Below are 13582 nucleotides of genomic sequence, written 5' to 3' on the forward strand. Positions count from 1 at the left end.
ATATGAATGAATATAAATCTAAATAACAACTAAATATGCTAACCACCATCATCGATGCCATACATCTGACATCTGCGCTCAACCTATTTATAACGAAAACGACAATATAAAGAGAACATTATGCCCAGCTCAACCATCCCATCATCCATGACTATCGATGATGGCCTACTATCGGCCGCCACTTGGCTTGCATCACCCAATTTTAATAAGCGACCTGAGCACACCACCATTGATACCATTGTCATTCACAATATCAGCCTACCGCCCAACGAGTTTGGCGCATGCGGCTCTGATGGTGTGCATTATGTCAAAGCACTATTTACCAATCAGTTGGACTGGGACGCCCATCCGTATTTTCAGACGATCAAAGGTGCTGAAGTGTCAGCGCACCTGTTCATAGAACGTGATGGCACAATTACGCAATTTGTCAACTTCAATGAGCGCGCGTGGCATGCTGGCAGATCCAGCTACCTTGGGCGACCTGAGTGTAATGATTATAGCATCGGCATCGAGCTTGAAGGGTCTGATTTTGTGTCCTTTACCGCCGCGCAATACCACACGCTTGCAGCCGTCGTCGCAGCTATATATAACGCCTACCCCAACACCCGCCGTCACCTCACTGGACACAGCGACATCGCCCCTGGACGCAAGACCGATCCAGGCGAGTTTTTTGAATGGGCGCGGTTGCGTGAGCTTATTGCTCACCAAATGGCAGGATAGCTGCTGCTGGCTGGCTGGCTGGCTGGTAGCATTCCCACAGTCACTCCATTTATCATCTAACGCCGTAAAACCACATCCTTCTAGGGCGTGGATATCAGGCGTCAGCCATTGTCGCCCAGTATGGCGAACCCCTTGATAATCAAACGCATTGAGATCATAATTATTTCATGAAAACGCTCAAACTACGCATCAAAGACAAACACGCCAAGCAGCTTAATATCTTAGCTGGAGCGGTCAACTTTGTCTGGAATTACGTTAATGAGCTTAGTTTTAAACATTTACAGCGCACAGGCAAGTTCTTTTCAGCTTATGATTTAGCCGCTTACACTAAAGGGGCGGGTGAATACCTAAATCTGCACAGCCAAACCTTGCAAGCGATTAGTGAGGTTCACGCTAAATCCCGTAAACAGTTTAAAAAAGCCAAACTCAACTGGCGCACCAATAATCCTAAAGCCAAGAGAAGAAGTTTGGGCTGGATTCCTTTTAAAAAGACAGCCGTAAAACACCTATCAACTCGTCAATCAGGCAAGACAAGCCTTAAATCTACTATTCAGCTAAGCCTTGCTAAAGGCAAAAAGCTAATCATTGATATGTGGGATAGCGATAACCTAGCCCTGTACAACATCAACACCTGTGAGCTGGTACAAGATGCACGAGGCAGATGGTACGCCTGTATCACCGTTAAAGAATTTCCAAAGATTAAGTGCGGTACTGGCCAAGTCGGTATTGACCTAGGCTGTCAGGATTCAGCGGTCAGTAGTAATGGCGATGTTCTAACCACTAAGCTAACCCATCAATACGCAGAAAAACTGGCCATTGCCCAAAGAGCCAAGAATAAAAAACGGATCCGTGCGATACACGCCAAGATCAAAAACACCCGTCAAGATCTGATCCATAAATTCACATCAAAGCTTGTTAAGGCCAACAGCCTAATCGTTGTTGGAAAGATTAAATCAACATCATTCACTTCATCCAAACTGGCCAAATCCGTCTATGATGCTGGTTGGTTTGAGATTAAGCGGCAACTGGATTACAAATGCGCGAACGCAGGTTGCCACTATATCGAAGTCAATGAAGCGTACAGCACCCAAACCTGCTCGTGTTGCGGCTCCCGCCAAGACAGTCCGAAAGGTAGAGAAGGGCTTGGTATAAGAGAGTGGTTTTGTCGTTCTTGTAAAACGACCCATAACAGAGATGTTAATGGAGCGAAAAACATTCTCGCGGTCGGGCTTGGCCGTCTTTAGTAGGAATCCCCTCACTTTAGGGAGGGGAGGAAGTCAACTCGATAACGAAAGTGCTATAATTTGTCAGTTTTTTGACACCCACCACTCAGCAACTTCTTATTAGCAACCCCTTATCTGCAAACAACATAGCAAAACAGGTTCTTATGGCAAAAAGTCGGTTATTTCGCTCTACGATGGTCGTCAGTAGCATGACCATGCTGTCTCGTGTTTTAGGCTTGGTACGTGATGTGGTGTTATTGGGCGTGTTTGGCGCAGGTGGCCTGATGGATGCCTTTTTGGTCGCTTTTAAGATTCCAAACTTTTTGCGGCGTCTGTTTGCCGAAGGCGCTTTTAGCCAAGCATTCGTCCCTGTGCTGTCTGAGTATAAAGAAAAATATAGCCTACAACAGGTGCAAATTTTGGTCAGTCGTACCTCAGGGGCACTGCTACTAGTGCTGTCCATGCTGACGGTGCTGGTGATTTTAATTGCGCCGTGGGTGGTGACACTGTTTGCCCCAGGGTTTGCTGAACAACCCGACAAATTTGCCATCACCGCTGAGCTGCTGCGCCTGACTTTTCCATATTTGCTGTTTATCTCTATGACCGCCTTTGCCAGCGGTATCCTACAAAGCTATGGCCGCTTTGCCGCACCAGCCTTCGCCCCCGTGTTATTAAACTTATGCATGATTGGTGGCGCGCTGATTTTCGCGCCGATGTTTGATACACCGATCATGGCGCTCGGCTATGCAGTGGCTATCGCAGGATTGCTACAGTTTTTGATACAGCTGCCACAGCTTTGGCAACAAAAGCTGCTGGTCGCGCCCAAGGTTGACTTCAAACATGAAGGGGTCAGACGTATTCTAAAGCTGATGCTACCGGCTATCTTTGGTGTCTCGGTCACCCAGATTAATCTGCTGCTCAATACCGTCTTTGCCTCATTGATGATAGGCGGCTCAGTCTCTTGGCTCTATGCAGCCGAGCGCATGAGCGAGCTACCGCTTGGGCTCATCGGGGTGGCGATTGGGACGGTTATTTTGCCCAGCTTATCAAAGAGCGAAGCGCAAAAAGACGATATCAGCTTTAAAAAGACCATCGACTGGGCGGCTCGTCTGATTATTTTGGTGGGCGTGCCAGCGTCGGCGGCGTTATTTATCTTAGCCGATGTGCTCATGCAGGCGCTGTTTTTGCGCGGAGAGTTTACTTTGCGTGACTCACAGATGAGCGCGCTGGCGCTGCGTAGTATGGCGGGCGGTATTTTAGGCTTTATGCTGATTAAGATTTTTGCGCCTGCGTTTTTTGCGCGGCAGGACACCAAAACCCCAGTAAAAATAGGTATTATCTCTGTCTTTGCCAATATGATTTTTAGCGTGGTTTTTATCGGTATTTTTTACTTTTTAGAGATGCCGCTACATGGCGGATTGGCCTTAGCCACCACAGGTGCCGCTTTTGTCAATGCCGGCTTGTTGTATTACTTCTTATATCAGCGTGAGATTTTTCGCTTTGGCAGTCATTGGAAAAAACTGTTTGCTCAGTTTGCGATTGCTACAAGTGCCATGATTGCCGCCCTGTACGTCATACTGCCTTACTTTCCAACCGATGAGGCGCAGTGGCAGCGTATCGTTGCTCTGCTCGTCATGTGTGCGGTGGGCGCAGCGGTCTATGGTGTGGCTTTATTGGCCACAGGCTTTCGTCCGCGCCAGCTCAAACATGGCTAAACGACGCCTTTACCAAACCAAAACAAGCCTTATATGAGAAATGATAGTGCGTGATGCGGATAGTTGTGATAATTGACGTTTAACGAATACATAAATTTTGAGGGTCAATATGACAACGAAACAATCCACCTTACTACGCTTACCGACCTTACTCACTGCTGGCGTTCTAAGCACCAGCTTACTTGTGAGTGGTTGTGGCAATAATGATAATGTAGATAACGCAGCTGTTGCCAAAACCTCTGAGGATGACCTAACGACTTCGGTAGAGACAGTCGATAGCGACAATGACGTAAAGAATGAGCAGATAGCGGCCAATACTGAAGATAAAACCGCTATCGATAGTGATAATTTTAATCCTGTCACCGCCTCTGCCAAGCAAAAAAGCTTGGTCACTAATCCCACCCAAGCAGGCACGCCAGAAGATACGGTAAAAAAAGCGCTAGATAGCTTATATTATGGTGATGCCAAAAAATCCGCCTCATATTATGAAGTGGATATGGCAAACTTTGAAGAAGAGCTGGCCAACACGCAGTCAGCGTTTCAGCAAACAGTCGATGGCGTCACCATTACGGATACCAAGTATAGTGATGGTAAAACGCGTGCCACCATCACAGGCGAGCTGATGCTAAAAGGCCAAAGTGAACCTACGCCGCTGACTTATGAGCTGCAAAAGATAGATGGTCAGTGGAAAATCTTGGGCTAAGTTTTTCGCTTATTTGTTTGAAGTGCCCTCTGATGTCACGGCTTTGCCAAGCATCACAACATCCGCGATAAATCCGTCCATATCACACACTTCTGGCATGTATCCCCATTGCTCAAAGCCAAGCTTACCAAACAGTCCTAAGCTTGGCTGATTATGCGCAAAGATTAGCGCGACGACATTATGAATACCAAGACTTGGTGCTTGCGTCAGCATCCAGCGTGTCAGCAAACTACCTAAACCCTTTGCTTGATAGTCTTGATGCAGATAGATACTCATCTCTGTGCTGATATGATAAGCCATACGCGCATATAAGTCGCTAAAGCTGCCCCACGCCACGATTGGTGCTGTTTTTTGATTGGTTTGCACCGCTTGCACTGTTTGAGCTGTATCCTCGCTCGCTTGCTCCATCGATTGCGCCCTAGCTCTAACGACATAAATAGGCCGCGTCGGACTGTTTATGTGCTCGGCAAACCACGCGGCACGCTCTTCACAGGTCACGGGTGTTAGCTGCGCTGTGGCTTGTTTGCCAGCGATACTTTGATTGTAAATCGCCACAACCTCGGGCAAGTCCTCTGCTCTAGCATGCTGTACCGACCATACATCATTGAGACGGTAAGACGGGGCCAAAGCAGGTAAAGAAGTAGCAGTCATAGAATGTCCATAGCTAAAAAGCGACACGGGGTATTTGGGGGAAATAATACTCACCATCTAGGCCATCATCAACAGACAGCAAAGCTGCGATAGCGAAGATCAGCAAACGCGTTTTTTGCGATGCAGCCATCGCTGACACAAATCGTTTGATACAGGTTCGTTTGATACAGGTATTATCCATAGACCATAAGATGTTAGTATGGCTATTTTACTTTATAATAGCTGGTTTTAGACACCTCAATGTTTTATCTGGGCGTGTTTTTTCCTTCTTTATTTGGTCTTATTTATCATAGCTGACATTTATGAACACCTATTTTCTTGAGCAACTGATTGCCACACCAAGCGCCCTGCCTGCCCATACTCACCCAGTAGTGCTAGCGCCTTGTGTGCTCACTATCGGTAACTTTGATGGTGTGCATTTAGGCCATCAAGCGATGCTCGCCCAAGTACGTGATATCGCCGATGCGCGGGGGCTTGATGCTGCCGTCATGATATTTGAGCCGCAGCCACGTGAGTTTTTTGCGCCAGAAAGCGCCCCTGCTCGCCTCACCAACTTGGCAGAAAAGCAGGCACTACTTGCAGAGTACGGCGTAGAGACACTCATTGTCGCAGGATTTGACAATGAGTTTCGCTCACTATCGGCGCAGGCATTCGCGGATATACTGGCACTGCGCCTAAACGTCAAAGCCTTGGTGCTAGGAGATGATTTTAAATTTGGTCATGACCGGACGGGCGACAGTGCGTTTTTGCGCAGCTATGGCTTAGACGTGACCAATCTGCATACCGTCGTCGATGATGGCGGTAAATCGGCACGTATCAGCTCAACCCGTGTGCGTGATTTGTTATTGGCAGGAGATATTGCGTCGGCCAACGCCTTGCTTGGCCGTGATTATACAATGACAGGCGAGGTCATCGGTGGGGATAAAATCGGCCGTACTCTGGACTTTCCCACCGCCAATATCGAGCTTAAGCGCTTAAAGCCTGCGCTGCATGGTATCTTTGCCGTTGATGTGGTCAGCTTGGATGACAAAGGCGAGATAGTCGCAGATGGTTTAACAAAACTGGCTAATGATGACCATATGGGCATAACAGGTTTGCGTCCGCACAGTTTGTTTGGCACGGCCAGCATCGGCATCCGCCCCTCTGTCGACAAAGCCCACGACTGGCGCTTAGAAGTACATTTCCCCAACCTACAAGCTGACTTATATGGCCTGACGCTACAAGTGCGCTTTTTGCATTATTTGCATGGCGAGCGCCATTATGAGAGCTTAGACGCCCTAAAGACAGGTATCCATAATGATGTCAAAGAGCTGATTGCTTGGCGCGCGCAGCAGCCTGATTGAGCAGTATATTAAGATGTGATAGATGTGAAGCTAAGATGTTTAGACATAAAAAACCCACAGTCGATATTGAACTGAACCCCATAAGTTGGACCCAACTTATGGGGTATTTTTATACTTTTCTAATACTTCTATATTAGGTTTTTTATATCAGCTTTTAGGCATCTGGATGCATACGGACATTTAACTCATCAATCGTCTCTACCCAAGCGGCGTCTTTTTGCCATTCTTCTTGCAAAAACATACGCTGATTGTCCGTCCAGATATCAGAATCTACCAGTTTTTCATCTTTGGCCAATTTGTTTTTTTCGATAAACTGATTAATCGCCTCATCAGAGCTATCGAGTCCTAACTGAGCAAATAACTCATTCATATTATATTCAGGTTCACCTAGCATACTGTCTCTCCTTAAATGGTGCAGGTTTAATTGTACTTATTATTGCAACGAACCCATTTATTGTAGCAAGCTTTTTTTTGTTCGCTGTTAATCCACGTTTATCTAACGTTATCAATTGTATTGATAACGGTCTCAATAAATGTCAACGCACAAAAAAGCCCTCAGTTCATCAATGAGGGCTTTTTTTATGGCTGTCTACCATACTTTTAGCAAAGTCATGGCTTATGGTAGTAGGTGTGCTACCGCATCACGCTCTTCGCTCAGCTCTTGCTCAGTGGCGGCCATTTTCTCTTTTGAGAATTCTGATGACACATCAACGCCGTCTACGATAGACCAGTCGCCGTTAGCGCATGTGCATGGGAATGAGTAGATAAGGCCTTCAGCGATACCGTATTCCCCATTTGAGTAAACACCCATAGAGACCCAATCGTTCTCGTCAGTACCGAGTGCCCACGTGCGCATATGGGCGATAGCAGCGTTGGCAGCAGAAGCTGCAGATGAGGCGCCGCGAGCTTTAATGATGGCCGCGCCGCGCTGCTGTACTTCTGGGATGTACGTGTTTTCGTACCAATCACGATCAACCAACTCTAGCGCTGGTTTGCCATTGACAGTCGCAGCCGTTAGGTCTGGATACTGGGTCGATGAGTGGTTGCCCCAGATGGTCATGTTTTTGATGTCATTGACAGTGCTGTCAGTTTTTTCGGCCAGCTGTGCCATCGCACGGTTATGATCTAGGCGAGTCATGGCAGTAAAGTTACGTGGATCAAGATCTGGCGCATTGCGCTGAGCGATAAGGGCATTGGTGTTGGCAGGGTTACCGACGACCAATACTTTTACATCACGGCTAGCGACTTCGTTTAACGCTTTGCCTTGTGCTGAGAAAATCGCAGCGTTGGCTTCTAGTAAGTCCTTACGCTCCATACCTGGGCCACGTGGACGGGCACCGACGAGTAACGCGTAGTCAGCATCTTTGAATGCCACATTTGCATCATCAGTTTGAACGATACCTGCCAACAATGGGAATGCGCAGTCTTCTAGTTCCATGACCACACCCTTTAGGGCGTCAAGCGCTGGTGTGATTTCAAGCAATTGCAAAATAACTGGCTGATCTTTTCCTAGCATCTCGCCAGATGCAATACGAAATAGCATCGCGTAGCTGATATTACCAGCGGCACCAGTGACGGCAACACGTAAAGGCTGTTTCATTGACATTGAATACTCCCTAATTGATGATTAGATCATTCATGATTGTAATAGATGATTATCTTTTTAGATATCGACTTGTTTGCTGCACAAAGGCAGCGCTAAACTAAACCGAGAGCTAGTGTAGCACTTCGTTTGGCAAATCGTCTAGAGACAATCAGAGGCTTGCCGCGGATTCTCACGGATTATATTGTTACATTTTATACAAAATAATCGATGGGGTCACAAAAGCACTGAGGCTAACAGCGTTTAAAAAAAACGGATAAAACAAGGTAGAAACAAGGTAAAAGACAGCGAGTAAAGGCTAAAACACGGCCATAAACAATCACCAAAGAGAGAGCATAGCAACACAGCCTGCAAAAAAAGCAGCGCTCATACCGAAATAGTACAGCGGCCAGTATCCATGTTGGAGTATCGCAACACCTACTTACCACCTGAGATTATGAACTTGTTACCGCAATTATTTACCACTTGATAGCACTTACCAAAATCACTGCCATCATAGCAGACATGGATGTCGGTCAAAATCGACTGACGACGATTGCCAGCCTGACAGATCAGATCAATACCACTGGCGGACATACCGCTATTTAAGCGTGTCATTTGCCTGATAAATCGTGCCTTAGACACAGTATAACTGTTACCCGTATGCAGCTCGTTTGGGAGTTTTAGCGCACCCGCGTAGTTGGTGATTTGACGAAAGTAACTGGCTGCACTCAGAGGACTACAAGCGCCGTAACGCTGCCATGCCTGACTACGAACCGTGGTATCAGGCATGATACGATTGACGACTTTTAGCTGTAGGGGTGTCAGACGCGGCTCACTGCCCACGCCGCAGCGCTCACCATAGCCCATATCTAGTCCCGACACCGTCAAAGAGTAGCCTTCTAGGCATTGACGCATGCGCGCACGTGTTGGCTGTATGCTGCATAGCGCAGGGGTCATCTCAATCATCAACACCCGCTGTCCTGTCTTGACGGTGCTAGCAGCGTGCGCGGGTAACAACATCACGCCTTGCAACATGATCAGCGCGCCTATACTAGATGACGCCATAATGGCTCGGCCAGATGGGCTAAACTTGGACGTCGATTTATAAGGCAAGTGCATTTTCATCTGTGATGATGAGGGATGCCTCGCTTTTGATAATAAAGACAGGGTAAGATATTTTTTGATCATAGGAGGCTGGAAACATCTAGCAATGACAAAACATGGACTATCACTTAGGGCTGCACAAAGACGTCGATATCGGACATCGCAAGGCTTACTAAGCATAGCGACAACAAAAATATAAGTGCTTACCAATTGATAAACACAAAACTTTGGCGCTAAACAACAGGCCAATAACCACAACACAATAAAGTCATGGTAGCAAACCGTTTTTTTTAATCTATAGCAGAAACGTAAACATCGGAGCAAGGCGGCGACAGTAACACCGCCATATATGCGGCTCCCTGACAAAGTCAGCTCTGTGCCAAAACGGCAGCACCAAGAGCAAGAGCCATGTTGTCGCTACATCTGTCCTAAAATAAGCCACCAAAGGCAAACCATCAAAGACGACGCATTGATGGCTATTAAAGAATAAAAGTATTAAAACGCTGCTGGCACGGTGCCCATACGCTGCGAGATCGGCTGACTGCGGCCAAGCAAACTGCTATATAACGTCGCGTTTTCCATCACATGCTTGACATAGTTACGAGTCTCAGGAAAAGCTATCGACTCCACATACTGGTCGGCCGCAAGTGAGCCATACACAGGCTGCCAGCGTTTGGCGTTGTTGGGTCCAGCATTATAGCCTGCGGTGGCCAGTACTGGCTGGTAGTTGAGCTTGCCTAAGATATCACCCATATACCATGTGCCATAGCGGATATTGGTGTCGCCGCTGTTGGCACGGCTGGCGCTATAGCTCTCGCCCAAATGACGAGCGATATACTTTGCTGTACCTGGCATGATTTGCATCAAGCCGCTTGCACCAACGTTTGAGCGTGCCGATGTCACAAAACGGCTCTCTTGACGCATGATGCCATAAGCCCACGCAGGATCGATGCCCGCCGACTGGCTATAGCGTACCACTGCGCTCTGGTGCGGCATCGGATGCGATAGCGCCAGACTGTTTACGCTATCGGTGTTATCAATCGCATAAATCGCCCGATCTAGCCAGCCCATGTCGTAGGCCTGCCGAGCGGCAGCAATGATGAGACTGTCATCACGATTGTCTCGAGCCTGTTTGACAGCCCAGTTCCACTCGCGGTTAGCGTAGCCGCGACTCGCGTCAGAGTTGTATAGTGCAAATGCACGGGCAAAGTGTGGGTTTTGCATGACGCGGGCGCGATCTGCGGCGCTGACAGTTGGTAAGTTATTGCCGCCCAAACGGCTGGCATCAAAACGCTGACCGACCTTATCTTTTGCTAGCAGGCCATAGTAATCATTACTCTTGGCGATATTTTGATACATTCTTTTTGCTAGGCCGCGTTTACCTGCATCACTTGATTGCTCATAAGCGCGTGCCAGCCAATATTGCCACTGATTGCTTTTTTGGGTTTCGCCGTCCATCTTTGAGATGGCTTCGACCACATCATTCCAGCGGCTAAAGCGAATCGCGGCCATGACATAGTCTTCGGCTTCTTCAAAGTTAAAGTCATCGTCTAAGCTATTGCGAAACCAGTCCACCGCCTCAGCATTAAACCCATCATCGGTATTATGATTCATACGCTGTACCCCAAGGATACGATAGGCGTAGCGGCGGGTTTCGTCATTGAGCAAGCGTGTCGCGCGCTGATTGTCTTGTTTGATATCAAAGTCCAACTGTAGCGCTGCTTCACGATAAGACTTATCGGCGACGCGGCCCAATGCATATAAGTACAAGTATTGGTTGGTTTGGCTGGCAGGCTCACGACCAAAACGCGTAAAAAACGCTGATGAGTTGAGCTGAATCTCACTGAGCGCCGAATAGGCAATGGGCGTCCCTAAACGCGATGACAAAGCCATGATATCGCCCGTCTTGCCTTTACGTAGCATACGCTTGAGGCGCGCGGCGCGATCTTGGTTGCTAATCAAGGCGTTATTGTTCATCTCCATCGCCAGCTGATCACACAGTGCTGGCTGCTTTTTGGTGGTCAGCCATACATCAGACTTGGCCGCCATGGCACGCATGGTATCGCCGCCATTATTAAAGCCAAGCGCCACCGCACAGCGCTCAGAGCTATCGGCATTGGTTATCAGATTGGCCACTTGCCGTACAGCAGCATAGTCATTGGCTGCCGCTTTGGTCTCAGCAAAGTCCGCCACCAGCTTTTCGGCCATGACCGTATTAGGATACTGACGGACAAACTGTGCCACCGCCGCCGAGCTTTGTGAGCCCAAATCCAGATTCATGCGCCAATAGGTCGGGTACATCGCAAACAACCCACCACTCATCAACTGTTCGTAATTATACAGTGCGCTGACATCTCCCCGATCGGCTGCTATCGCCGCCGCCATAAACGAGTCAATGCTGTTGTCTTGTTGATAACTGGGTTTTTGCTCAAAGCTATCACCCTCGCCCCACGTCAGCTCCGCACAAGCAACTTGTGATAGGCCAAGCGCACCAAGGGCTGTCGCCATGAAGACGCCAAACCGCAGCGTACTAGTGGTTAACCGCGATGGACGGTGTTCTCGATGAACAGAGGCTCTATCCTTGATGCTATGAGCGGCGCGCAACTTTGTCATACTGACTCTCTTTCTTATGTCTTTATCAATAGGTAAACAGCGGTTTATCACGTACCGCTAAGCGTATGCCACTTATCATACTATACCCGTTGCACTTTCAACCATCACCTTTACCTTTTGTTAATAAATACGACAGTACGGTGTAACATAAAAGTGATAGTAAGCGGCGTTATTTTGCAAAGTGGTGATTAATCGCAGTAAATAATTGATACTGTTAGAAATAACCCACCCTATCGCCGCTTAATGACCCTCGCTAATTTTTCACATTGGCACAGGGTTGTGATAAAATATGCCACCTGTTAATCGGCTACCCTGCTATATTTTAGTCAATCATGGACTTATCCTTATGAGTGTTACTGTATTTAATCCCCGCCTCGATGACGCTAATGTTACCCCAACAACGGCGAGCGCGCCTACCGTTGCGGCACTCAAAGACTCAAGTTCTGCCAGCACGTCTGCCGATCAAGCCCCGACCAAAAAAGTCTTTGTCACCACGCAAGGCTGTCAGATGAACGTCTATGATTCTGGCAAGATGCTCGATGTGCTCGGTGATTCACACGGCATGGAGGTCACGCACAACATCGATGAAGCAGATGTCCTGCTGATGAACACCTGCTCTATCCGCGAGAAAGCGCAAGAAAAAGTATTTTCAGAGCTGGGCCGCTGGCGCAAACTGAAAGAAAAACGTCCTGACCTTGTCATCGGTGTTGGCGGCTGCGTAGCTTCACAAGAAGGCGATAACATCCAAAAACGCGCGCCGTATGTCGATATGGTATTTGGGCCGCAGACCTTGCACCGTCTGCCAGAGCTGTATGATCAATCAAATGAGCAGCGTAATATCGCACCCAAAAACCGTATTGGCACCATTGATGTGTCATTTCCGAGCATCGAGAAGTTTGACTTTTTGCCGGAGCCGCGTGTCGAGGGCTACAAAGCCTTTGTCTCTATTATGGAAGGCTGCTCGAAGTATTGCTCGTTTTGTGTGGTGCCTTATACTCGCGGTGAAGAGCTCTCGCGCCCGCTCGATGACATCTTGGCCGAGATTGACAGTCTTGCCGAGCAAGGCATTCGTGAGATAAACCTACTTGGTCAAAACGTCAATGGCTATCGCGGCGAAAAAGACGACGGCAGTATTTGCCGTTTTGCAGAATTGCTGCACTATGTCTCGCACGTCGATGGTATCGAGCGTATTCGCTATACCACCAGCCACCCGCTGGAGTTTACTGACGATATCATCGATGCTTATGCCAAGCTGCCAGAGCTGGTGTCGCACCTACACCTGCCGGTGCAAAGCGGCTCAAATGCTATTTTAGCTGCGATGAAACGCAATCATACGATCGATGTATATATTGATCAGATTAACAAGCTAAAAGCCATTCGCCCTGATATTCACTTGTCGAGCGACTTTATTATTGGCTTCCCTGGTGAGACCGATCAGGACTTCCAAGATACCTTGAACTTAGCAAAAGAATTAAACTTCGATCACTCATACAGCTTTATTTATTCCAAGCGTCCAGGCACGCCCGCCGCTGAGCTGCCTGACGATGTGAGCTTTGCTACCAAAAAAGCGCGCTTAGCAGAATTTCAAAAAGTCATTGTTGAGTCAACGCTAGCCAAGACCCATGAGATGGTCGGCACCACGACGCGTGTCTTGGTCGAGCAAGTGGCCGATCGTCACCCTGATTGCTTGATTGGTACCGCGGACAACACCCGCACGGTGATGTTCCCTTATAATGAGGCACAAATGAACGAGTTACTCGGTAAAATCGTCAGCGTACGCGTGACCGACTTCGTCAGTCCGCACATGGTCAAGGGTGAGCTGGTCGAGGTATTGGCGTAATGTTACCTGCGTAGATATCAGCCTTCTGCTTCTTAAACGCTCATCAAAAAGCCGCTCTCTACTGAGGTAGGGAGCGGCTTTTTTT

Annotated in this window: 11 protein-coding genes; 6 read left to right on the forward strand and 5 right to left on the reverse strand. The window is 48.0% G+C overall.

All coding sequences use genetic code 11. The features are described from left to right. Positions 1-120 precede the first annotated feature (120 nt). The 4 genes from ampD (at position 121) to JMX98_RS00995 (ending at position 4361) form a co-directional block, all read left to right on the forward strand. Positions 121-720 (forward strand): 1,6-anhydro-N-acetylmuramyl-L-alanine amidase AmpD, encoded by a 600-nt coding sequence (gene ampD, locus JMX98_RS00980; protein ID WP_201583818.1) that lies wholly within the window; start codon positions 121-123, stop codon positions 718-720. Positions 721-887: 167 nt separating this feature from the next. After that, positions 888-1964 carry an RNA-guided endonuclease InsQ/TnpB family protein gene (locus JMX98_RS00985; RefSeq protein WP_201583820.1) on the forward strand — a complete coding sequence of 359 codons (1077 nt, stop codon included), beginning with the start codon at positions 888-890 and terminating at the stop codon, positions 1962-1964. A gap of 143 nt (positions 1965-2107) precedes the next feature. Continuing rightward, positions 2108-3658, forward strand: coding sequence for a murein biosynthesis integral membrane protein MurJ (gene murJ / locus JMX98_RS00990; protein ID WP_201583823.1), 1551 nt, complete (start codon positions 2108-2110; stop codon positions 3656-3658). A 109-nt stretch (positions 3659-3767) separates the two neighbouring features. Then, the gene (locus JMX98_RS00995; RefSeq protein WP_201583825.1) at positions 3768-4361 is read left to right on the forward strand and encodes a hypothetical protein; all 594 of its coding nucleotides are present in this window, start codon (positions 3768-3770) and stop codon (positions 4359-4361) included. Positions 4362-4370: 9 nt separating this feature from the next. Here JMX98_RS00995 and JMX98_RS01000 read toward each other — a convergent pair whose 3' ends face one another. Beyond that, positions 4371-5012, reverse strand: coding sequence for a GNAT family N-acetyltransferase (locus JMX98_RS01000; protein ID WP_201583827.1), 642 nt, complete (start codon positions 5010-5012; stop codon positions 4371-4373). 302 nt (positions 5013-5314) lie between these two features. Here JMX98_RS01000 and ribF point away from each other — a divergent pair, with 302 nt between their 5' ends. After that, positions 5315-6355: a riboflavin biosynthesis protein RibF gene (gene ribF / locus JMX98_RS01005; RefSeq protein ID WP_201583830.1), complete on the forward strand. Its 1041-nt coding sequence runs from the start codon at positions 5315-5317 to the stop codon at positions 6353-6355. A 154-nt stretch (positions 6356-6509) separates the two neighbouring features. On the opposite strand, the gene JMX98_RS01010 is transcribed toward ribF, so the two are convergent. From JMX98_RS01010 to JMX98_RS01025, 4 genes are all read right to left on the reverse strand, one after another. Beyond that, positions 6510-6749 carry a DUF2789 domain-containing protein gene (locus JMX98_RS01010; RefSeq protein ID WP_105244085.1) on the reverse strand — a complete coding sequence of 80 codons (240 nt, stop codon included), beginning with the start codon at positions 6747-6749 and terminating at the stop codon, positions 6510-6512. A 222-nt stretch (positions 6750-6971) separates the two neighbouring features. After that, positions 6972-7961, reverse strand: a complete 990-nt coding sequence (locus JMX98_RS01015; protein ID WP_172953122.1) for a malate dehydrogenase — start codon at positions 7959-7961, stop codon at positions 6972-6974. Between the two features lie 414 nt (positions 7962-8375). After that, on the reverse strand, positions 8376-9005 hold the full coding sequence (locus JMX98_RS01020) for a hypothetical protein (protein ID WP_227679919.1): 630 nt from the start codon (positions 9003-9005) through the stop codon (positions 8376-8378). Between the two features lie 534 nt (positions 9006-9539). Beyond that, complete coding sequence (locus JMX98_RS01025) at positions 9540-11552, reverse strand: transglycosylase SLT domain-containing protein (protein ID WP_413786498.1); 2013 nt, start codon at positions 11550-11552, stop codon at positions 9540-9542. 451 nt (positions 11553-12003) lie between these two features. Between JMX98_RS01025 and miaB the strand changes: the two genes are divergently transcribed. After that, the gene (miaB, locus tag JMX98_RS01030) at positions 12004-13497 is read left to right on the forward strand and encodes a tRNA (N6-isopentenyl adenosine(37)-C2)-methylthiotransferase MiaB (protein ID WP_201583838.1); all 1494 of its coding nucleotides are present in this window, start codon (positions 12004-12006) and stop codon (positions 13495-13497) included. The last annotated feature ends 85 nt before the right edge of the window (positions 13498-13582 follow it).

This window comes from Psychrobacter sp. HII-4 (assembly GCF_904846595.1).
In the GTDB taxonomy this organism is placed as follows: Bacteria; Pseudomonadota; Gammaproteobacteria; order Pseudomonadales; family Moraxellaceae; genus Psychrobacter; species Psychrobacter celer.

What these genes read in the sequence shown, in the direction of transcription:
- JMX98_RS01000 (WP_201583827.1), bottom strand. Translation starts at nt 5,012, where the DNA reads ATGACTGCTACTTCTTTACCTGCTTTGGCCCCGTCTTACCGTCTCAAT.
- JMX98_RS01015 (WP_172953122.1), bottom strand. Translation starts at nt 7,961, where the DNA reads ATGTCAATGAAACAGCCTTTACGTGTTGCCGTCACTGGTGCCGCTGGT.
- JMX98_RS00995 (WP_201583825.1), top strand. Translation starts at nt 3,768, where the DNA reads ATGACAACGAAACAATCCACCTTACTACGCTTACCGACCTTACTCACT.
- ampD (WP_201583818.1), top strand. Translation starts at nt 121, where the DNA reads ATGCCCAGCTCAACCATCCCATCATCCATGACTATCGATGATGGCCTA.
- murJ (WP_201583823.1), top strand. Translation starts at nt 2,108, where the DNA reads ATGGCAAAAAGTCGGTTATTTCGCTCTACGATGGTCGTCAGTAGCATG.
- JMX98_RS01010 (WP_105244085.1), bottom strand. Translation starts at nt 6,749, where the DNA reads ATGCTAGGTGAACCTGAATATAATATGAATGAGTTATTTGCTCAGTTA.
- JMX98_RS00985 (WP_201583820.1), top strand. Translation starts at nt 888, where the DNA reads ATGAAAACGCTCAAACTACGCATCAAAGACAAACACGCCAAGCAGCTT.
- JMX98_RS01020 (WP_227679919.1), bottom strand. Translation starts at nt 9,005, where the DNA reads ATGGCGTCATCTAGTATAGGCGCGCTGATCATGTTGCAAGGCGTGATG.
- miaB (WP_201583838.1), top strand. Translation starts at nt 12,004, where the DNA reads ATGAGTGTTACTGTATTTAATCCCCGCCTCGATGACGCTAATGTTACC.
- JMX98_RS01025 (WP_413786498.1), bottom strand. Translation starts at nt 11,552, where the DNA reads ATGGCGACAGCCCTTGGTGCGCTTGGCCTATCACAAGTTGCTTGTGCG.
- ribF (WP_201583830.1), top strand. Translation starts at nt 5,315, where the DNA reads ATGAACACCTATTTTCTTGAGCAACTGATTGCCACACCAAGCGCCCTG.